Source organism: Chryseobacterium sp. Y16C (assembly GCF_022488405.1).
GTDB classification, from domain to species: Bacteria; Bacteroidota; Bacteroidia; order Flavobacteriales; family Weeksellaceae; genus Chryseobacterium; species Chryseobacterium geocarposphaerae.
In genome coordinates this window covers 4,319,166-4,342,177 of sequence record NZ_CP092711.1, presented here as the reverse complement: position 1 = coordinate 4,342,177, position 23,012 = coordinate 4,319,166, and the positions used below count along the sequence as shown (strand labels likewise).

At 36.1% G+C, this 23,012-nt stretch carries 15 protein-coding genes and 2 tRNA genes; 9 read left to right on the top strand and 8 right to left on the bottom strand.

Annotated elements, in window-relative coordinates; translation table 11 throughout:
• The first annotated feature begins 1 nt into the window (after position 1).
• The 9 genes from traM to MKS83_RS19640 all read left to right on the top strand — a co-directional run bounded on the left by traM (position 2) and on the right by MKS83_RS19640 (position 14,007).
• Positions 2 to 1,204: a conjugative transposon protein TraM gene (gene traM / locus MKS83_RS19680; protein ID WP_240580986.1), complete on the top strand. Its 1,203-nt coding sequence runs from the start codon at positions 2 to 4 to the stop codon at positions 1,202 to 1,204.
• A gap of 4 nt (positions 1,205 to 1,208) precedes the next feature.
• Complete coding sequence (traN, locus tag MKS83_RS19675; RefSeq protein WP_240580985.1) at positions 1,209 to 2,075, top strand: conjugative transposon protein TraN; 867 nt, start codon at positions 1,209 to 1,211, stop codon at positions 2,073 to 2,075.
• A gap of 9 nt (positions 2,076 to 2,084) precedes the next feature.
• On the top strand, positions 2,085 to 2,522 hold the full coding sequence (locus MKS83_RS19670) for a hypothetical protein (RefSeq protein ID WP_240580984.1): 438 nt from the start codon (positions 2,085 to 2,087) through the stop codon (positions 2,520 to 2,522).
• Complete coding sequence (locus tag MKS83_RS19665; protein ID WP_240580983.1) at positions 2,522 to 4,516, top strand: type IV secretion system DNA-binding domain-containing protein; 1,995 nt, start codon at positions 2,522 to 2,524, stop codon at positions 4,514 to 4,516. Before MKS83_RS19670 ends, MKS83_RS19665 begins: the two co-directional genes overlap by 1 nt.
• Positions 4,513 to 5,352, top strand: a complete 840-nt coding sequence (locus MKS83_RS19660) for a M23 family metallopeptidase (protein ID WP_240580982.1) — start codon at positions 4,513 to 4,515, stop codon at positions 5,350 to 5,352. The genes MKS83_RS19665 and MKS83_RS19660 overlap by 4 nt, the downstream gene beginning before the upstream one ends.
• A 30-nt stretch (positions 5,353 to 5,382) precedes the next feature.
• The gene (locus tag MKS83_RS19655; protein ID WP_240580981.1) at positions 5,383 to 6,078 is read left to right on the top strand and encodes a hypothetical protein; all 696 of its coding nucleotides are present in this window, start codon (positions 5,383 to 5,385) and stop codon (positions 6,076 to 6,078) included.
• A 53-nt stretch (positions 6,079 to 6,131) separates the two neighbouring features.
• Positions 6,132 to 8,147 (top strand): hypothetical protein, encoded by a 2,016-nt coding sequence (locus MKS83_RS19650; protein WP_240580980.1) that lies wholly within the window; start codon positions 6,132 to 6,134, stop codon positions 8,145 to 8,147.
• A 66-nt stretch (positions 8,148 to 8,213) separates the two neighbouring features.
• Entirely contained in the window at positions 8,214 to 8,894 is a 681-nt protein-coding gene (locus MKS83_RS19645) for a hypothetical protein (RefSeq protein ID WP_240580979.1), read from the top strand.
• Positions 8,887 to 14,007, top strand: coding sequence for an Eco57I restriction-modification methylase domain-containing protein (locus tag MKS83_RS19640; RefSeq protein WP_240580978.1), 5,121 nt, complete (start codon positions 8,887 to 8,889; stop codon positions 14,005 to 14,007). Before MKS83_RS19645 ends, MKS83_RS19640 begins: the two co-directional genes overlap by 8 nt.
• A 56-nt stretch (positions 14,008 to 14,063) precedes the next feature.
• Here the strand turns inward: MKS83_RS19640 and MKS83_RS19635 are convergent, their stop codons facing one another.
• The 8 genes from MKS83_RS19635 to MKS83_RS19600 all read right to left on the bottom strand — a co-directional run bounded on the left by MKS83_RS19635 (position 14,064) and on the right by MKS83_RS19600 (position 22,998).
• On the bottom strand, positions 14,064 to 15,023 hold the full coding sequence (locus tag MKS83_RS19635) for a hypothetical protein (protein WP_240580977.1): 960 nt from the start codon (positions 15,021 to 15,023) through the stop codon (positions 14,064 to 14,066).
• A 41-nt stretch (positions 15,024 to 15,064) separates the two neighbouring features.
• A complete protein-coding gene (locus tag MKS83_RS19630) occupies positions 15,065 to 19,318 on the bottom strand; it encodes an NACHT domain-containing protein (protein WP_240580976.1) in 4,254 nt (1,417 codons plus the stop codon).
• Between the two features lie 8 nt (positions 19,319 to 19,326).
• Positions 19,327 to 19,854: a hypothetical protein gene (locus tag MKS83_RS19625; RefSeq protein ID WP_240580975.1), complete on the bottom strand. Its 528-nt coding sequence runs from the start codon at positions 19,852 to 19,854 to the stop codon at positions 19,327 to 19,329.
• Between the two features lie 71 nt (positions 19,855 to 19,925).
• The gene (locus MKS83_RS19620) at positions 19,926 to 20,468 is read right to left on the bottom strand and encodes a hypothetical protein (protein ID WP_240580974.1); all 543 of its coding nucleotides are present in this window, start codon (positions 20,466 to 20,468) and stop codon (positions 19,926 to 19,928) included.
• 165 nt (positions 20,469 to 20,633) lie between these two features.
• Positions 20,634 to 21,860, bottom strand: coding sequence for a site-specific integrase (locus tag MKS83_RS19615; RefSeq protein ID WP_240580973.1), 1,227 nt, complete (start codon positions 21,858 to 21,860; stop codon positions 20,634 to 20,636).
• Positions 21,861 to 22,298: 438 nt separating this feature from the next.
• A tRNA-Asp gene (locus MKS83_RS19610) sits at positions 22,299 to 22,372 on the bottom strand.
• Between the two features lie 31 nt (positions 22,373 to 22,403).
• Positions 22,404 to 22,477 (bottom strand) — tRNA-Asp (locus MKS83_RS19605).
• Between the two features lie 290 nt (positions 22,478 to 22,767).
• Entirely contained in the window at positions 22,768 to 22,998 is a 231-nt protein-coding gene (locus MKS83_RS19600) for a hypothetical protein (protein ID WP_240580972.1), read from the bottom strand.
• Positions 22,999 to 23,012: the final 14 nt, after the last annotated feature.

Genomic DNA, 23,012 nt, shown 5'->3' with positions numbered 1-23,012 from the left:
AATGAAGAAAATTAATTTTAAACAGAGAAAATACGTGCTACCGCTTTTGGCTTTGCCTTTCCTGCTTCTTTTTGCCTATGTAGGAGCGCAGTTTGCCAAAGAGGATAAACCCAAAGACAAGCCCAAAGAGCTTTCTCTTTCCTTAGGTGAAAGCAAAGATTCCATTCTGAACAAGAATGATGCTTACGACGCCTTTTTCAAAAAAGACGACAACCGGACAATGCTCGAAGGACTTGATAAGGAACAGGATAGCCTGTTAAGTTATGATGACCAATTATCGTTAGCACAAAAGAGAAAAATTGATTCCCTTAAAGCGGTGTCATCAAGGCAGAACCGATATCAGGCTAAAGGAACTCCCTCATCATATTATGATCCGAAGCAGCAAAATGAGGATAAGGACTACAAAAGATCTTCTGAAATTATCAGGATGCTGAATGATAAATCTTATGGCAAATCAGAAACCAGCCACTCAATTGAAAATTCTAAAGGGACAAACAGTGTCCAACCTGACCCTGTTAAATATCTGAAGCAGCAAATGCTCGTGATGGATTCCCTGGAAAAAGCCAGAGATCCGGAATATCAAAGCAAGTTGGCAGCGGAACAAAGGCTCAAAACCAATAAGGAAAAGATGGAAGAATTTCTTAATTCCACCTTCAATGTCAGCAAATCAGGAATTAACAGCGTGTTCAATGCTTTTTATAAAGAAAAGGAAAACAGCTTCATCAAGGCTGTTATTGACGAAAACAATAAAGGTTTTCTCGGCAGCAGGATCAGGTTCCGCTTATTGGAAGACATTTTTGTGGGCAACCGGAAAATCAGCCAAGGCTCCATACTTTATGGACAGATCTCCGGATTTTCGATGCAAAGAGTTGATCTTAAAATTGTATCGGTATTTACCAACGGTGAAATTTTTCCTGTCAATCTCTCCATCTACGATGTGGACGGAATGAAGGGTCTCTATGTACCGCAAAGCGTTTTCCGGGATATGATCCGGGAAATGGGAAGCAACTCGGTTCAGGGAACCCAAATGGATGTGGGCGGGCAAGGATTCTTTACAAGCATCGGTTCCAAATTATTCACTTCCACCTCTAAATCAATCGCCAATCTAATCAAAACCAATAAAGCGAAACTAAAATACAACTCCTATGTATTCCTTATCGACGAAAAACAACTCAAAGATTCACAAAACCAGCAAAATAAATAATATAATGAGAACCTTATTGTATAGTCTATTAATATTGACAACGCAAATTGTAACAGCGCAAACTGCAACTACTGAACAGATTATTTCGGAACTGCCGGAAATAGAAATCACGGAGGGCATCAATCTTCATATGATCTCACCGGAGCCCATTCAGTATGTTGATCTATCTACCGATAAACTGACGGGCGATCTCCCGGCTAACAATATCGCCAGAATTAAAATTACCGACAACACTATCTCCGAAAAGGATAAAAAGAAACAAAACATTTCTTTTTTCAGCGGAGATACGGTGGGAATCATCACTGTTGTCGGGCAGTCATTCATTGCACAGTACAAAGCAGTATACAGAAACCAGGATAATCTGAACACGATAACCAATATCCACATTCAGCCAGAAGCGATGCAGCCCATCGAGTTCGATAAAATGACTTTCTCAAACGGTGAACTGAGGAAATTTGCAATGGATATTATTCAGAAAAAGGCTGAAAAAAATCCGGTCAGGAAAGAAAAAAATCTTAATCTCAGCATGCAGCTGAATAATGTCTACGTCGTTGGCGACTATATTTTTCTTGATATAACTTTTAAAAATAGCTCCAACCTGAGCTATGACCTGGAAGACCTTAAATTCTCCATTGAGGATAAAAAGATCCATAAAGCGACCAACAATCAAAGCATTGAAATGACACCTGTCTTCCGGCTAAACCTACAAAAGCACTTCAGGAAGAACCTCAGAAATGTTTATGTCTTTAAAAAGTTCACCTATCCGAACTCCAAGGTTATGGTGATACGCTTGATTGAGGAACAGCTCTCCGGAAGGACGATTGAAATGAAAGTTAACTACTCAGATATCCTCAAAGCTGACACTTTTTAAAGCTTTATTATGGAGGCATCTATTAATTTAGAACAAATGGTGAATGGATTTTTATATCTAATGATGGCGACTTCTGTAATTGTTTATGCCATACTGATGAATTCAATGGTTAAAGGTAACAAGGGGCGAGATGTCTTCCTTGATGCATTTAAACTAAAATACCAGGAACAGCAAAATCAGTTAAGGAACCTTGATCAAGAGTACAGATATCTAAGAAAATTTTATGAATCATTTGAGAAATTTAGCGAAGAAGCCAGCCGATTTTATATTGTTGAGAAGACGGAAAAGCGAGCACAAGAGCTAGTTGATCAGTTAAATCGGTTGGATGAGAGCCTTATAGAGATGCAGAAAAAACATGAAAACATGTTTAAAAAACAACAGAAACTGCATCGTGATTTACTTACGGAACACAAATTACTAAACGAATACTTTAATAATTATTCCTAATGCAAGAACAACAACATCAGATCAAGATCTACGGATTTCTGCAAAAGGCAGTCTATGCTGTCGTTGCATTGGATTGTGCTTCGCTTTTTTACATGAATGCTAATGTCCCGGCGATCTCAAATCTATTGAAGAACTTCTCAAAAATGAGTTTTATCTATCCGCCAGTGAATGCTAAAATAGCCACTTTTATTCTGATCGGGCTTGTTGCCATCGGGACCAGGGCAAAGAAAAAGAAAGATCTCAATATCGCCACGGAAATTGTCGTTCCAATGGTAATAGGATTAATGATGATGTTAGCTTCATTGATTTGGCAGGAAGAAGCGGGGAATACAAAACTTCCAAAAGTATTTCCCGGACTCAACCTATTCCAAGTCATCTATGCGGTTCTTTCTTTTATAGGAGCAGTTATCCTTCAGATGGGAGCTGACAGCATTTCAAAGCTGATGCAGCAAAAAATGGGTAAAGACCGATGGAATGTTGAAGAGGAATCTTTTGATCAAAATAAGGAGGTGGTTAACAATGGTACAAGTATCAATATCCCATATCTGTTCCGGTACAACGGAAAAAACAATAAAGGCTGGATCAACATTAATCCATTTAGAGGGACTATGGTTATTGGAACACCGGGCAGCGGAAAGTCATTTGGAGTGATCAATCCTGCGATTCGTCAGATGATCGCTAAAGGCTTCTGTTTATGCATTTATGATTTCAAATTCCCTGATCTGGCGCAGATTGCCTACTACCATTACCTATTAAAAAAGAGTAAAGAATCAGATTATAATTATAGTTTCCATGTCATTAATCTAAATGAGGTCGAACGATCAAAAAGAGTTAATCCTTTTCATAAAAAGTATATCCAGACTTTGGCAGAAGCACAGGAAATGGCGGAATCAATGGTGTCCTCGCTTCAAAAAGGAGGAAGCAGTTCCGGCGGAGGCTCGGATGCGTTTTTTACGCAGTCCGCAATCAACTTCTTGTCGTCCTGCATTTACTTTTTCGCAACGCTTGAAAATGGAAAATATTCTGACCTACCACATATTCTTTCCTTTATGAACAGAAGCTATCAGGAAATTTTTGACACATTGTTTACCAATGAAGAAATTGGCTCATTGCTTTCACCCTTCAAAACGGCTTACGACAACAAAGCTTTTGATCAGCTGGAAGGGCAGATTGGAACTTTAAAGATCTTCCTTTCAAGGTTGGCTACCAAAGAAAGTTTTTGGGTTTTTTCCGGCGATGAAGTTGAATTGAAAATTACCGACAGAGAAAATCCGTCCATTCTTATTTTAGCTTCTGATCCCGGAACACAGGATATCAATTCTGCTTTATATTCTTCAATTCTGAATAGAACGCTGCGCCTGATCAATTCGAAGCATAATCTCCCGGGAGGAATTATTGCAGATGAGTTCCCAACCATTTATATCCATAAAATCGATAATGTGGTTGCAACGGCTCGGAGCAACAGGGTTGCCGTGTTACTTGGTCTACAGGAAATTCCACAGCTAAGACAGTTTTATAAAAAGGAGGTGGCGGATACCATTTCTGCCATTGTCGGAAATATAATTTCAGGTTCCGCCAGAGATAAAAACACACTGGATTGGCTGGAAAAACTATTCGGAAAGATCAAACAGAAATCGTATTCCCAGTCCATATCACAACAGGGAACGACGACCAGCATCAATGAGAAGATGGATAACATGATACCTGCAGGAAAGATTGCAGCGTTGAAGACCGGTGAAATGGTAGGGATGATTGCACAGGGTGAAGAAAACGATACAGATGAATATAAAACATCTGCGATTCACGGAAAAATTAATCTGGATATAAAGGCCATTAAAAAAGAGGAACATAATTACGTTGCAATGCCGGTCTATTATTCATTTCTGGATAAAAAAGGTAAGAACCGTAAAGAGGAAATACTGATGTCCAATTTCAGGAGGATCAATCGGGAAGTCGAACTTATTGTCAATGAACATATAAAAACAGCATCATGAAATCAATAGCTAGAAATTTTTTAACAGGATTGATTTTTTCTTTTCATCTGTCCATGTTCGGTCAATTCAATACACTTACACCTCTATTGCCAAAGAAAACTGACAATGCAACAACTGACAGGTACAGGCGAGAGATCGGTGAATCAAAGCAAAAAAGCGGTAAAAAAATCTGGAAGGATATTTTTCACAGTAATAGCAGGTCAGAACTGAAAAAAGAACTGGATTTCCTGAAAGCTATCATCAAAGAAAATTCAGAAGTAAATCGCAATAAATGGAATATGCAAAAAATAAAAGATTCACTGATTTTACAACTTCAAAGTCAAACTGTTAATAATGAACAAGAAACGTCTTTATCAATCACAAGAAAGGCTTTTGAAAATGGCTCTGAAGAATTAGCATTCTCCAAAATAGCGATGCCATTGAGCCGGGGAATTTCAGTGACCTCACCCTATGGAGCCAGAGTACATCCAATATTTAGAACATCCAGGATGCATAATGGCATTGACTTAAAAGCCCATTACGAGAATGTATATGCCGTAATGGACGGAACGGTTACTGAAACGGGCTGGGACAATAAAGGAGGAGGTAACTTTATTAAAGTAAAGCATTACGAACGTTTTGAAACGGCTTACCTACATCTTTCAGAAATCTACTACAAAGCAGGAGAATTGGTGAAAGCCGGATACATCATCGCAAAAAGCGGTAATTCCGGAAACTCTACCGGAGCGCACCTTCACTTTTCCGTCAAGGACAATGGAAAGTACATAAACCCTGTGCATTTTCTCAATGACCTAATCAAAGCTGAACAGTTGCTTGCTGCATCTTATCAGAACTAAAAATACAGTCAACAATAAAAATATCATATTATGCAACATCACAATCTACCGACTGAAGACCTCAAAACCTACGGCATCATTGACGAAGACCTGACATTTTCAAAAAAATTAAGTGCTGATGATATCCAGAAGTTTATGAGTGGTTATACGATAGTCGCTGACAACAATAAGAATCGTGCTACTTTTCAGCTCACCGACAATAATACCCAATTGAAGGTGATCTTTCTTGAAAGGGACAAAAGTCTCTCGGAAATTCTCAGAACCAGCAAAGAAAAAGTTCAATACACAGACATCAAAGAATTAACAAAATCACCGGACAAATGGAATATAGAAAAGAAGGCTTTCATTTTCGACAAAGAACATGGGAAAATAGTGGAATTCGATTTTATTAAAAATGCCACCTCACTCACAGCCATTATTGCGGATAAAAAGGATATGCAAGAGCTAAACCGCTATAAAATTGAACTGCAAAAGCTTAAAAACTTCCTCTACGACAAAATTGACCAATACCCTCAGATCGCTAAAGAAATCTCAAATGATATCGATATCGTTTCCAGAGAAATCGGTTCCGTAAACAACATATCTGGTGATGAGAAGCAAATGGCTAAAAGTGGTAATTCTAAAATTGAGCTTAATGTCAACGATAAAGATCTATACGAAGATGCCAATCAAATGATCGAGGATGAGGAACAACAGCAAGAAGAAAAACGGAAGTTTAAAAGATAGACCTAACATAACCTTCTGCTTTCTATATCAAGTCATAAAATATAAATATTGCAATGGATTTATTTGAAGATTACGACCTGCTGCCCGAAGAGTTAAAAGCAGTCTGTGGCCATTGGCAGGAAAAAGCCGCCCACTTAGGACTCGATTATAATGATTGCAAAGCTTTTCAGGAAGAATGCGAGGCTATCGGTTATACCTTTGATTATGGCCTGGATGCGGAGCCGTTTGATTTGCGGCCTCTGAATATTGAAAAACAGGACTTTTATACTAATCAAGATCAAACGCCTGCAGCAATTACAAATGCCCTAAACTGGTACGATAAATACATTACTCCCCTAACACGTGCCTATAAGGATTTTGTAAAAGAAATGGAAAATACGTCTCCTGAAATATTTTTCCGTGATGGTGAGAGGAAATTTTCTCATCGCGAGAAAAAATTTATTCAGATTCATTCTCAAAAGAATAGAGAAACTGATAACGAAGCAGATAAACAAAAATTCCTTTCAGATGTATGGGCAAAAGAGTTGAGCAATAAGACTGAACTGAGTAGTGGTTTGACCTATACGCAAATTGATGAAAAACAGGCTCATCATTACCGTACTTATGAAGCCGAGGTCAAAAAGTCAGGAATGGATTCTGTCGCACGTCCGTATGAGACAAACTGGGATGAAAATATGATTTCGGCGTCAGATCTTCCGGACGGCTGGATGTGGAATGATTATGATGATGGAAGTGGCTCCCTTAGGAGTCCAGATGGTCATAGCTATTACAGCTATGACCTTCAAACCCAGGAATATCGATCACCTTATGGCAATAACGAATGGATAAGTATGAAGGATTTTTATGATGTTCCAAAAAGTTTGGACGAATTTAAAAGCGATGCCGAAAAGGACTTAAGGGAATCAGCAGCTCAAAATAATCTCTCTCCAAAACTTTCCGAAGAGGAAAAAAGAAACCTACTTAATTATAGGATATTAAAAAAAGAGAACGAATTCATACTGGACAACTTAGAGATTACCGCAGACCAAAGAAAAGCTTATGCAGAACAAGAGGAATTCGGAACAACAGATGGAGATTATACCCTTACAGAACACCAACTGGACAAAATCCCGGATGTCATCGATGGTCATATGATGTCAAAAAATGACAAATATGAATTGGCATATGGAGTATTGGAAAGAACACAGTATGGCGTTTCGTATGAATTATTAAAAAGCGGTAAAATCCTTAATATTTATATGGACGAAAATACTTTTTCAAAGCACAGAATATTAACAATGAATGATATAAAATTTAACAATCAAAATTCAAACATGATGGAAACACAAAAAGATTTCGACCAGGTACAGTACCTGAAGGACCAGATGAAATACCTCGGCTTCGGCGAAGGTGAACAACTTCACAAAGACCTTGAAAAAGGAATCAATGCTAAAGAACAGCAATTTGAAATTAAAACAGGTTCGGACAAAGGTCTACCTGGAAACCAGGTTGACTTTACATTGAAATTCAACAAAACCGAAAGAGGAGGTATTTTCCTCAATTCATATCAGGCTAAACTGACCAATGAGAACAATGAAGAGCGCTCTCACAATTTTCCGGTAAGCAGGGAAAGCAGCTTTACGGCAAAGGAAGCCATTAATTTATTGGAAGGACGAAGTGTTAAGATTGAATTTCTTAATCCTAAAACCGAACAGGTAGAGCCTGCCTTTGTCCAATTGGACTTCAATCAGCCCAAAACCGATAAAGGAAACTACCTGTTTCAGAACTTCTACAAAAAATATGGTGTAGATACCGATAAGATAGTCGACAAAGCTGGTCTTATTTTCGATAAGCCAGAATGGAAAGAAAATGCCATAAAATCCTTGGAGAAAGGGAATATAGTCAAAGTAAAATTTAAGCAGGAGGATTCTGTCATAGAAGGAAAGGCTATTCTTGACCCCCAGAATAGAAACCTTAAACTCTATGATAATGATATGAACCGGCTTAATACCAATAAGCCCTTGGAAGGTTTTGAACAGGATAATAAGCACGAAAAAAACAATGTGAAAGAGCAAAGTATTAAAAGATAATAATACCTGATCATTATCTGAAGGCGGCAAGTCTGATGATTTGCCGCTTTTTTTAAATCAAACAAGATGAAATTACAATTGACACTATTATCCGCTGCATTTTTATTAGGTTTAATTTCCTGTCATAAAGAAATAAAATCCGAAAAAGGAGGAATCGACATTATTTCGAACGTCTACTTTGATGCGTCTAAAGGACTGGATCAAATGCAGAGCTTTCATATCTCTAAAATGAGCTATTCGCAAGATCAGCTAATAGAAATAGTTCCTGACCGGTCATTCCCAGAAATCAATAAGCAGCTATTTCTGATCAAAGATTCTCTGTATTATCCATTGGATTCCGAAAGAAAGACTGCAATATTTTCAGAGATCGGGCTCAAGCAAAAACCGCTATTGGTATTTGATAAGAAAGCAGGTGCCGTATTTTCAAAAGAATGGATTCCGAATTACCGGAATCGAAGAAAACTGCCCGACACCGTTTTGTTTGGGAAACAATACAAACGCTTTGAGATCAATTCTCCCTGGAACTACTCTCGTTTTTATATTTACCCTACTGATACTATCCTACCCTATTCACTGTACCGGCATGCGGAAAAAGATTATCACGGAAGGCTTGAACGTATTGACTCATATAGTAAGAAGACCGATATTTTCGTAACCCTTCAACTCATTACGAGAAAAGACTGGGATCTGGAGGCCAAAGAACTATTTGAATTTAATCAATTTGTAAATAAAAGTAAGAATGATTGAGCCTATAACTAATGACATTTCTATTATTGAAGGAAATAAAAATGAACTGATCCTTTTTCCAAAAGATGAGGATGTAAAGTCATTCCAGAAATTGTTAGAAATTAACAGACAATCCAATAGCAGGACGCTTGTTTCGCTTAACACAGCTAGCAATACCAAGAAATTCCTGAACCGTTTTCAAAATTTCGATGGAAAGATCTTTCTCTGTTTTGAAGGTACCAGAACAGGTGACGCGCTAACGCTTAAAATCCTTCTGGAATATAAGGAAAAGAACATTAAAGATATTCGTAACGTCTATACAATTTCTCAAAATGGCAATAAAGATCTGACTGCATATCTTGAAAAGAAATTGCAACAACAAAATATAAATTCTAACTTAGTTGAAACAAAACTCTCAGAAGATGCCGAAACTAGAACTAAATCAAGCGGACTATCCGAAACTAAGCACTTGGAATCCGGAACATCTGGACAAAACATTGTCGGAATTGGTGATGAAATCCAATCCCAACAAAACAGAAATTACAGAGGCAGACAAAATGTGGGCAGCCCAAATGCTGGAAATGGACTTGCAGGCCCACAACGGCACGGTTTCAGATCCGGAGAATCAGAAAGGGGAACCGTTGACGCAACAGAATCGCAAGATGCTGAGCAAAAATATTCCGTGGGGCGAATCATATCCGGGAGAATTGCGCCCAATGCAGGAAGATACGATAGACGATTTTCCGAAATAAGCGGACCTTCTACAAAGGAGGTAGATTTAGAAACTATCATTTCAAAATATAAGGGTCAAAAGCTGACCAATGAACAAGTTGCAGAAGTAGTGTCCGCAACTTGTTTTATTTCTGAGAGTAGAGAAATCTTCATTAATGAAGGCATCACGATTACCGATGAATTAAAAGACATTTGTGGTCAATTTAAAAGCGGTGGTATAGCCAAGGAAGGTCGTGGGATACTTGACGAATATTATACTGACGGAAAAATTGTAGATGCTGTTAGAAACCTTATTAAAGATCAATTCAAAGGTCAGACTGTAATTTCCGTTTTGGAACCAAGTGTTGGCACTGGAAATTTTCTTTATGCAGCGGAAGAACTTCCATCGAATGTCAGGATTTCTGCTTTTGAGATCAACGAAACTACAGCAAAAATTGCTAAAATTCTACACCCCGAAACGTCTATTAATGTGCGTTCTTTTGAAACAGAATTTATCGATGAGAAAGGAAACAAAAAAGATTTCTATCAACATTATGACCTCATTATAGGTAATCCCCCGTATGGAGAGCATCGAGGTTTTTATAAAGGATTGGGTGAAGAACCGAAAATTTCTAAATACGAAGACTATTTCGTTAAACGTAGTCTGGATGTTTTGAAACATAATGGAATCTTAGCAATGGTTCTTCCTTCCGGCTGGCTGAACCGCCAGAATAATCTTAAAAATGCTGAACTTGTTAAAGCTTTCCGGTTACCGACCGGAGCCTTTGCAGGAACACAGGTTGGGACTGATATTATTATTCTTAGAAAAGACAGCCAGATAATCGCGCATAACATTTCTGACCATTTTGAAAGGAATCCCCAAAATATTCTGGGCGAAATCCGCGAAAGATCGAATCGTTTTGGAAGAATGGAACTCTACGTTCACGGAAACCTTGACGAAGCATTAAGTCAGTTACAAAGGCTTCAAGCAGTAAAGGAAACTGAACGGATAGGAAACCTTTTCGAAGATTTGTTGTATGACAACCTGGAACCAGAAAAGCAAGTAGACAATATAGCTTCAGCCGAAAAAAGTGATCCGGGAAAAACAACTGAAATTGCTTTTTTAGTGGTTCAGAATAAGATTGATGCAGCGCTTTCTAATCTTAATGATATAAAATTCAAATCACCTGCAATTTTAAAGGTGATTGAGAAATATAAAAAGCTACAAGGTCAATTATCCGAAAATCCAAAAAAATTTAATCAGGAACAGCTATCTGAAATTCTTGAAAAGGCTGATCGAATCATTCAGTCCCACCAAACAAAAAAAGATTCCGAGTATAGGATTCAGACTAAACCGGAAATAAAGAAAGGAGTATTAAAGTACTTGTTTTCCAAAAAAGATGAAATCGTTAATACTTCTCTTCAGAGCAATTCTGATATTTCGCCTGAGGAACTGGCAGCTTTTCAAGACACGAGTTATGAAGGAGTCTTAAATAAAAACGGTAAGCATCATCAATATGGCAATTTCATCGACGGAAAATGGGTTCACGACTTTTATTATGCCGAAGGAAACATTTATAAAAAACTAGAGCAATTAGAAATTGATTTTAAAGCTTCCTTTTCCGAAGGATATTCCGAAGCTCAATATTTAAAGCAGAAAGCTTTACTTGAATGTGTTCTTCCGAAACCTAAATCGATAGATGAAATATATATTAGCCCCAATCACGAATTTGTGCATCAGTTCGCATTGGGGCAGGTAGAAAAAGAAAGATATAACTATAATACCAAGCTCAGCGAAGTCGCTATTGTAGATTATAATCTGGCAGAAAAATTTAAAGATTTTGTTGGGACTTTATCAAGCGATGCGTTTCAGGGATCTTCGTCGTGGGAAGTCAGACAATTTGTTGATAACGATACGGTAACGGGCACTGACAAAGAAAGAAACGCACTCATAAGGGAAAGAAGAAAAGCCGCCGCTAATGACCTTTTTCAGAAATTCATCCGGGAAGAGTTATCGAATGAACTTCGGGAACGATTTGTCAAAGAGTTTAATAGGAATTACAACAATATCCACGTTCCTGACTATTCAAGATTTCCTCTCTTTTCAAAAATCCATAAAAATTTCAAAGGACAAGAATTAAGATTAACTGAGGTTCAAAAAGCGGGCATAGGAAGACTGACAACAAAAGGTGTCGGTCTACTGGCGCACGAAGTGGGATTTGGAAAAACATTATCCGGAATCCTTTCGATGCACGAAGCAATGGAACGTGGCAATTCTAAAAGACCCTTGATCATTGTACCGAACGATAGTATTCTTAAACAATGGGTGGAAACGATTTTTGAAACGATACCTGATGCCAAGGTCAATGTGCTTGGCAATCTGGGTAAGGATTATGATTTGTCAAAATTTGATAACAAAAATGGGGAGATTACAATCGTTACTTATGAAGGCTTTAACAATATCGGATTTTCAGAAAGTATCACCCTGGATCTTTCCTCTAAGTTTTCCTACATATCAGAAAGCGAATTACGAAGTGTAAATTCCATCAGCGAAAGAGATTTCCAAAAAGGAATGGAGAAAATCAAAGAAGTGGAGGGTAAAATGAAACGCGGAAAAATCTACGATTGGGAAGACTTTGCCTTTGACCATATCACCTTCGACGAAGTTCATAACGCTAATCATATTGTAGGTAAAGTTAGAATTGAGGATAGAAGATTTTCGTCTGACTTTAGAAGCCAGAATCAGCAAACTTCCAAATTAGGCATCAATACCTGGATGGCGGCGCAATATATTCAGGAGAAATACGACGGTAGGAATGTCACATTACTTTCCGCTACTCCATTCACTAACAAACCCCTTGAATATTATTCGATCCTTTCATTGATAGCCAATAAACGTCTGGAAGAATCAGGTTATTTCACTGTCAACACCTTCTTTGAAACGTTTATGGAGGCTGACAACGATATGGAGATCGATGCGAAAGGTGATGTGAAGTTCAAAACCAATGTTCGTAGGTTCAAAAATAATTCTTTGTTTCAGCAGCTTTTATCAGAATTTATCGACATAAAAGGTGAAGAAGATAATCCTGAACTCATCCGCCCTACTAAAATTAATAAAGAATATAAAATTGAGCAAAATGACCTGACCCAAGAACAGTATAGTCTTCTGACGGAAAATTTCGATGATAGGGAAAAAGGTGCTATTCTCACTCATATTCTCAATGCGAGGCTAATTGCTATTTCACCATACTTGTCGCCGTACTATAATGGGGAATTTCCTTCAGTAGAAGAATTTATTGAAAATTCGCCTAAGTTGAATGAAACAATGAATCTGATCCGGCAGAATAAGCATGACATTCCGGAAGCGGGACAAATCATCTATTCTGAGCTAGCTGTTGCTGAATTTCCAAGGATGAAAGAATACCTTATAACAAACATTGGTTACAAACCTGAAGAAATAGGCGTAATTACAGGCGCGACTAGTAAAAGTCAAAGAATATCGATACAAAATGATTTTAACATCGGAAAAATAAAAGTTATTATCGGTAGTGAAGCCATCCAAGAGGGAATGAATCTGCAGGAAAATACCACTGATCTTTATCTGTTATCACTGCCATACAACTTTACCACATTAAGGCAAGTTGAAGGACGTGCCTGGAGACAGGGTAACAGACACGAAAATGTGAGAGTTAACTTTATGCTTACCAATGACAGTATTGATGTATTTATGCTACAGAAATTGCAATCAAAACAGGCAAGGTACCTTGAAGCTATGAAGAAAGGTGCTGATGTCCTTGATATTTCTGATATCAGCACACAGGAGCTCAAAACCGCCATCATTACAAACCCTGAAACCAGGGCAAATATTGAAATCGAACTGATGAAAAAGAAAATTGAAAGTGAGAAAAATAAGTTTTTAGCGGATTCTGCATTTGTATTAAGAAAATATGAGGGATTTACTAAGGTTCAACAGGAGGTCGCAAGAGCGCAACAAAGTTATGACAGGATATTAGGTTATTCAAAAGAGGCGGGAGAAAATGCAGAGTACTGGACCGATCAGCTGCCAAACTATCAGAAAGCTATTGATGCTGCCAAAGCGCTAGCTACTGAGGTTATAGAAGAATTGGCTACGAAAGGGGTGAATGTTAATGAAATTGAAAAGCAAACAAAAGCTACTGAAACCATAATTGCAGAGCTGGATAAAAAATTAGAGGATCTTCCAGATATTAAAATACATTTACTAGTTCAGTACAAAAAAGAGAAAGAGGAAAGAATGAAAATCAATAAAGAAATTGATTTTATCAAGGAACGTGCGACCGAAAACAAAACTATATTTAAAGCTGTTCAAAAAGTAAATTCGCAGCAGTTCCAAAATGAAAAACTTTTGCAAAACCTCTCCCCTCCGCTGGGAAGAAAAAGGTAATTATAAATTGTAATAACAGGACATGATCTGTTACGAATAGTTGAAACTGCCAGTATTCAATCTGATTTTTCCATTGACCATTTGTGATAAGAACATAGATCACCTTCGTATGCTTCGTAAAGATCTAGTATAGTTCCACAAACTAAGCAACTTGCTGGTTTCTGCCGATACCCGCAGTGTAGGCAGCATTCTTCTGAAAAGACGTAGGTTGACATACCACATTCAGGACATTCATCATATGGATCATCTCCTCCCTCGGTTGCTGCCATATAAGCATAACCCATCAATTCTTCTTTAACGCATTCCTCAATGACATCTTCAAAATCAAATTCATTTTGACATTTTTTACAATTTAAAGTCATTTCCCTGGCTGGTTCATATTTCTGTTCTTGTATGGCATAAATGAGATCCGACGCACATGACGGACATCTAAGATGTTCAATTGCACCAGTAAGAGTGGGAAATGTCCAATCTATTTTAAAAAGAGATTCTACACTTTCTTTTTTTTCTTTTTCATAAATATCATCTGCTTCTAAAAAAACGCTCCAAGAATCAATACCAAAAAGTTCAATTGGTTCTTCCTCTAAATGGTTTTTGCAGAAATCATTTATTATTTTAAAAGACTTTGAAACAATTTCATTGATAACTGATGGCGGCTTTTCTGTGTAATAATGTTCGATAGTATTTCGAAGCACAACTATCTCGTTGAGAACCGACCAATCTACCCTCACACCCAATGTAGCAAATCTTTGTTGTATTTGTGAAACATCAACTGTTTTATCTCCTTTGCCTTTGAATAACACATCTCCTTCGGAATTTAAAACAGGTCTTATATCCTTTTTAATCAAAACCTCATCACTATCTTTAGGTGACATTCTGCTCAACTTCTCTTTAAATAAAAGAAGTATTCCGGCAAAGATATTTCTTAACGCAGATTGTGCTCGTCTAGGATCTTCATTTTTATAATCTTCAAGGCCTATTTGGATTGCCTCGACGGCATTATTTAGAATTTTCATTACAGAAAAATTTAATTTTATAGTAATAGTTGCTAGAAGAACTAGACTCCCAAAGTCAGTATTTTGCTCACTTCCTTTAGCGCAATATTGACATCCTTTATCTGCGATTTGCTTAAATAAAATTGAAACTCCATTCGCTCAATAAAAGCATGCATATATTTAATGTCCTTAATTTTTTCACTATTTTCTTCAATAAATTCCAAGATATATTTCTTAACAAGCTGCAAATTGCTTTCGCTTGCTAATGCCAAATTAAGAAGAACCTCAGCAACTGCGGACGCAAGTCGATTCAATTCATCATTTTCCTCTGCTATTCTACCTATTTTATAAAGCTGCATTAATTGCGGCAAAAACAGAGGGTCGGTTATTTCAACAAGAGAAGATATTTCAAAAATGTAGTCAAAATCATCACTACCACTATTTGCAATTAAAAAATCCAGATAAAATCTAGTTCCTTGGGAATCTCCAGCCTTGGTAAGAAAATGAGAAGCAGTGAACTTTTGATAATCATTTTCATTTTTATTAAGCATGATTTCTCGGAGCAGAATAATGATACTTTCCCGCATTGTCTCGTACTCAAACAAAATTTGTATTAATTTCCACCTAAAAGGTTCCGCTTTTACTCTATACAGAAGATTTGAAAGCATTATAGTATCTTTTATTGTTGTTTGATAGACTTCCAAGACTTGACTTCTATAATAATCAGGTCTTTCCGGATTTGCCAATTCGTTATCAATAAACCGGTAGGCTTCTTGAAGTTTATTATTTAACGCATAAATAGCATTGTTAACCCAAGCAATATCATAATCAATGCCTACCTGCAAATTGGAAACTATTCTCTTTTGTATATTTTCTGCACCGACTTGCTTTTCAATAACAGCGAAATCCAAAGAGTTCCGGGAATTGTTCGCAGGATCATCAAATGTAGTAAAATCAAGAATCTTTTCAGTTTCGACGGAAATATCAAATTTCTCTATGTAAAACCAAAGCGTTTGTGCAAGTAAATCAAATTTAATCTTGTTCCTATCAATCTCATTAACTTTTACTGCATTTTTTATGTTGGTGGTAGATATTCTTTCCGTAACCCATATTTGTAATTTATCTTTTTGCTCGGGAGTAATTTGAATAAAATCCTCTTGACTTAATTTTTCTTTTAGGGTTCTAAACAAATAATCTTTCAGCATTTCTATGTCCTCGGTATATTTTGAAAAATTATCAAGAGTGAGCTGTCTTCTTTGCCGCAGAAATAAAGATAATAAATCAAACGAAGCATCTCCCATTTCTGCTTTTTCAGTAAAGTCATATTTTTTGTAATTATAAAGAGTACTCCAATCAAGCTCATCGATATTATTTCTTTCAAAAAAGCTGATAATTTCTTTTCTTACATTTTCTGGCTCAAAGTATAAAGAGAGATTCTGTCGATCATAAGCCAATTTCAGTTCTTTGTAATCAATCTCTTCTATATTGTCAAGGAGGTCAGAGGTTTCTTTAATTTGCTTCTCCAAATATTGTATATTGTTCTGCTCCGCTTCACTACTATAGAACTTTACACTTTTGTAAAAATCGTAAAGTTCCTTATTATTCAAATGGTGCGAAGTATAGTCATTTATGAGACTATCAGTCACATCTTTATCAAGTAATCTTACATACAATTGAGATTTCTGATAATTTAATAATCTAGTGTTACCATACAATTCTTTGTAAGCTTTAAGTTTAGTGCCAGTCTTCTCAAAAAACTCTACAATTGCACTCGTCGCCTTCAAATCGTTTGTTTGTGCGTAATTTATATAGATATCAAACATCAAATTATACAACTCCGGACATTCTATATAAACATTAGCACAATCCGCAACAATTTTATTTAAAAGACGATAGTGATAATCATAAAAATACCATGATTTTGCGGAGTTGTCCCTCAATAAACTAAGTAATTTTTTCAGACTATCTATTGAAAGATCAGCATCAATCAACTTAACAAGTTCACTGTATTCATCCATTAACATCGTCTCTTCTCTATCAGCATCTTTGTCGGGGATGCTGATACCTTCGATGAAATAATCTATGTAAACATTCTCAAGTTTTGTTGCTCGAATCATTTTGTAAATAGACGCCCTGATATATTGATTTTTCCGAGCTGCAAAAAGAGACATCAGATACTCCAAAACTTCGGCACTACCAAGTCCAAGGCATGTCAACGTGTTTACTGCAGCATTAATAGTATGTGGATTATCTTCATTTTCAGAAATGAAGGCACGCAGAACATTTTCTGTAACTCTTTTTTGCTCGCTATTGAGCTTCTGATGTTTGAGAAGATCCATAGCATTCAATCTGGCCTGGATAGAGTTTTTCATATCCGACAGCTCTTCCAGTAAGAATTTGCTGGCATTGTCTGCATTGGGAAATCTTGAAAGCTCTTGTCGTGTAAACTTATTCGAATCAATCCAAACATCGAGCTTTTTATAGTGTTCAAATATATTCTTGAATATCTTGAACCTCGTTCTGGAATCCACTTTATCAGGTTCTATTTTTATCAAAATTTCAGGCTCAACATCCAGTATCCAATTAATAAGGATATCTCTTCGTTGGTTGTCAATAATGCTCATTAGAAAAAACAGCGTATTTACCCAGCTAGGTCTAATACGTTTTTTATTAAAAGAGATACTTTCCTTTATCTGCTCAACATTCATTTCTTCCAACACGCTTGCAGCCAGAAATTCCTGGATATTATTATGTTCAAAACCCCAATATGAAGGATTTTTCTCGTCATTCTTGAAAGCAGTAGAAAAACGTAATAATTCGATATCATCAGGATTTGGCAATACTTTCTGAAGGTCATCTGAAGATATATGGTTTGTGCCCATGTATTCCATAGTCAAAGCCACTTTTTTAAGTAACCTCATGACATAGTCCTTTTTATCTCTTAAAATAGTAAAGTGCTTTTTATCAAAATCAAAGCGCTCTTCTATAAAATCCTTTAGTAACTCTACTTTACTGATATTGAGATCGCCCTTATATTTATATTTTCGTAGTAGCACCTGAAGAAAGAACGGCTGTGCAACAAGATCTCTAAAGCCATTTTGTTCTACTTCGTGAAGAAAAGTCTGAGCATTAACCGAATAATGTGCCTTTACAAAATTTTCTATCTTTCCCGAATCAATATCATCTATGAAGTAAACTGAAAAATCCGTAAGTGTTCCAGGCGAAGTTGCAGTAGGAAGGTCATAGAAATTTGTCCGACAAGAAATAACAGATTTAATCTCCGGATGCCTCGCAAAAAAAGTTGAGATTTTTCTTACAGCTGTATTAAAATTAGATGGTTGTATTTCGTCAAGGCCATCTAGAATTACAAGGCAGGTGCTTTCTGGTATCTTTTCCCAACCTAGTGGTAGAAAGTCTTCAAGATTTTCATCAACATAAGTATTCATCTTTTGGAACACAGGGACAAAAATCGAATCTTTCTGTGTAAAGTATTTTGCAAGATTTGAAAGTTCAGTGGATTTTCCTGATCCTGCATTACCCAGTAAGACTATTCTGCTTTGCTTTTCAACGACTTTCTGAAGATCTTCTCCTTGTCTTTCGATATAAAACAAATTGGTTCTCTCTTTGCTATGGTCAAATTGACTGACAGTACGTTTAATAGCATCCTCCAATACTACAGCATATTTCGTGAAGCTATCTATATTAATCTCGCTAAAATCAGTTCTGATGTATTCGAGGTCTAATAAAAAATCTTCTTTTTTTGCTTTAATGTTATTGTTTCTTATACCAAAAACAAAGTCATTCAATATTGAGTAAATTCTAAAAGGAAACTCTTCAGAGTTCGGAATAGTGTTGTACCATCCCGCTTGAATATCTTCTTTAAAATTTTCAATCTTTAATAGCGACTCTACTTCTTCCTTTCCTCTTGTTGCCCTAGGCTCTTTAAAGAAAAAATAGATCTTAATATTAGCTCCCGCTAAAAAATTTGTCTTAGCAATGGAAAACTCTTCCTCTGTTCCTGATTCATATGGCTTTCCTGTTAGCGGATCAGATCCACCACTCGGAGACCCAAATCGCATCCATAGCAATCCAATGTAGATATCATAATCTTTAAATCTAACATTAATGTCTTCTTGAGGCCTTCCGCCCCACGCACCAACAATATCTTTGAAATCAAGTACTTCAAAGTGTATGTTAACATTATTTCTTTGGAGGTCTTGACTAAGTGATTTACATACTTTCTTGATAATTTCCTTCTCAGGAGTTACATCTCCAGGGCATGACACAAATACCCTTACCTGCTCAACAGTGGTCATTAGTAAAATTAATTTTGTTTATCAGCCTCCTTTTCTTCGTTATTATTATAGGGGTGGAAGTCTTTTATGCTTCCATCAGGCTCTATTTGTAGTCGATAGTAAGTTCCATCAACATAAATAGCTCTTTGTCCCATTCTTAAATATGCCATTTCGGGATTTTGGCGAAAGAATTCTTGTATATTCTGTCTATCCTGATTTACTACCATTTTAAGTACGTGTAGTATATCTTCATATTTGTATTGAAATACAGTTTTCCCACTAAATCTATCACCTATCTGAGTTTCGCTTGTATGTCGCGCATAAATATGGACAAAGCGGTCAAAAGGTAAATAGATAGGGATCTCACCTAATGCAATGATTTCTTCATCAAACTTATAGCAAGCCTTTTTCAATTCTTCCAATTGCACCTCGTAATGATCTGCAATTTCCTTTATCTTCTCATGAGACTTTTGAATTTCTAAATCAATTACCTTTTTTTTATGCAATCTTTTATCTACACTCAATTTTACGAATTCAGTAACTTCTGGCTCAGTCATTGTCAACTCCTGAAGTTTTGTTTCAAGTTCTATTAATCTGACCTCATCCTTAAAATTCTGATCGGTTATTTTTAAAAATTCTTGATAATCTTCTGCCTCTGTATACCAATGTTTAAGTGCGTTCTAAATGCCCAATATTCAGCTTTTTGCTTAGGTGTTAATCTAGTTCCCTTTTTATAGAGAGAATTTAAAAATCCGAACCTTACTCTATTTAGTTCCTCCCAGCCGCTAAATGAAGGAGCTTTAATTAGAATTTGATTTTCAATATTCTTTTTTTTGGTTATACTAAATCTATTCTCTCTTTTCCTATCAAAAAATGACACAAGATTAATACTACTTGCCTGAATTCCTTCTTTGTCTAAAAAGATCACATCTTCTTCTGATAAATTTTCGAGTTCGGAAGGAATAAATTTAATTTTTTTATTGTTGCGTGGCATTGCGAAAGTATCTCGAATTTTTTCACAATCTTCTCGCTCCTGTTGAGTATAGCGGAAGACTCCCATTAGCTCACTCCCGAATTTTTTAAATTCATCAGAATTTCGGTCAAAACGTAGTGTGACGAAGGTGTCGTATTGTCCAAAATCAAAGTAGATTTCTTCGTAAGAAAAATTCATATTATTTAGATTATTAGTGAGCTAAATATACGCAAATAATATACTTTCATTCCCAGAAATGTTAAAAATGCTTGAGAATATTTGCAAATGTTTACTTAGTGAAGTTAGTTTGCTTCAAATTTAACCTATTAACTTGCTTGTTTTTAGTTCTTCACTATCCAAATTTTAAAATTGTCTCTTATAATCCAACACATTTTTTAGAACTGACATGTCTTCACTCACTTTTTTATCCAAAATTTTTGCATAATGCTGTGTGGTCTTTATATTCTTATGTCCTAACATTTTACTTACACTTTCGATAGGCACACCATTAGCCAAAGTAATGGTGGTCGCGAAAGTATGACGAGCAATATGGTATGTTAATTCTTTATCAATATCACAGAGATCTGCAATTTCCTTTAGATAAGCGTTCATTTTCTGATTGCTAAGTACAGGTAGCAATTTACCACTATTTAAGCAGGCAGGATGATGTTTATACATTTCAACTATTTTCTCAGCTTGCGGAAGCAAAGGAATGTTTGAAGTTGTTTTCGTTTTCTGTCGTTTTGTAAAAATCCACTTATTCCCATCCAAGCCAACACTAATATTTTGATGTGTCAACTTTTGCGTATCAATATAAGCTAAGCCAGTAAAGCAACTGAATAAAAAGATGTATCTGACTTGTGAAAGACGTTCGTTCTTCAAATCTTTCTTAAATAATTTATTTATTTCTTCCTCGTTAAGGAACGCTCTTGTTACTTCAGTAAAAGTTGAGCTGTAGTGGATAAACGGATCCTTCTCTATCCAGCCACTTGCTAAAGAGATTCTGATGATCTTTCCAAAATTTTTAACATATTTAACCGCCGAATTGTTGTTACATTTCTTTTCCGTTCTGAGAAACATTTCGAAATCGTTTAGAAATGTATAATCTACTTTCCTGATATCAATATCGGAAAGATTATACTTCCACAAAAGGAATTCCTGGGTATGACTTAGACAAGTGTTATATCGAGTCAATGTACCTTTTGCAAACTCAATTCCAACAAGTTTCTCCATACGGTCATTATGGTCTTTGAAAATATTAATTAAAGTTCTAACTCGCTCATGATTACCAATCAATTTATTCTTAAGTATTTCACAGGTGACAGTATCATCCGTTCTCAGCAAAGTATTGTAGGTGTCAAAAACCTTTTGTTCGAAAGTTTTGAGATATAAGTTGTATGATTTGGCGGCCTCTGATGAACCAATTACTTTCTGCGCTCTCGAATTCCACTTCGTTGTATGCACAGAGCGTTTAGTACTTATTTCACATATTTTACCGTCAATCGTAATTCTCAGATAAATGGGAGCTTCACCTAGTGAGTTAACTTTGGACTTTTTAATATAAAAAAGTAGGTTGAATGTCTTGTTCATATATTCTGTTTTTAATGGTTTAAAATAACTTCAGTAAAAACATATTAACAAGATATTCACTTTCTAAACAGGCTTGTAGACAGCGTTACCAAACATTTAGTGACCTTGCTCAACCAATTTGGACAGGTCACTTCCATGGGTCACTTTAGAGTATAAGTGACACGACCTTTCCATCAAACATTTTAATAATTTAGTGACCTATTTTTAATAAATTTTGTAGGTCACTGAAATAGGTCACTTCTTAAGTCACTAATCTTAAAAAAATACCTCTTTGAAAGTTTGAATTTTTCAGTGACCTATTTTATCAAATCTTTTAGGTCACTGAATAGGTCACTTTTATTTTGTTAATTATTAGCTCAATTTCAACAGACATAAAACAAAAAAACGCTTTAAAACCTATGTTTTAAAGCGTTTTGCACTATTTTAATGTAATAGTTGCGATCCGGACGGGACTCGAACCCGCGACCTCCGCCGTGACAGGGCGGCATTCTAACCAGCTGAACTACCGGATCAATTTTTTAAAAGAAATTGAGAAAACTTCTGCGATCCGGACGGGACTCGAACCCGCGACCTCCGCCGTGACAGGGCGGCATTCTAACCAGCTGAACTACCGGATCAATTTTTTAAAGAAATTGAGAAAACTTCTGCGATCCGGACGGGACTTGTTCTTATTTGAAAAACTCCCTATCCATAAGCTTTATATCGTTCTCTTATTTTTAGGTCACCGAATAGGTCACTTTTTTAAATAAGATTAAGATTGTTTGTTTTTACTGGTGCAAATATAGGTCTTTTTTCAGTTTTTGCAAATAAATTTACATATAACAGTAAAAAAGGTTTATAAACCTCACGTAATCAAAGGTAAATATTACATCCAAAAATCGTAAGTTAAGGAAAAATATTTCTTTCTTTAAACATCCATCCACTTTCTCATATTTGCTTGTAGTCGCATATTTTTGTTGATTGTTGAAACATCAACTCTGTTATTAGGTGTTTTTTTCACCCTTTTAATATGTTCTGCAGTAGCCCAAACTGCATTTTCAATTCTGTCCTTATCTCCAGAATTTATCCTTTGGTTAAAGTCTTCGAGAGCCAGAAAAAAATTATGCTCCATTTCAGATCTTTTTTTTGGTGGAATCATATACTTTAATTAAG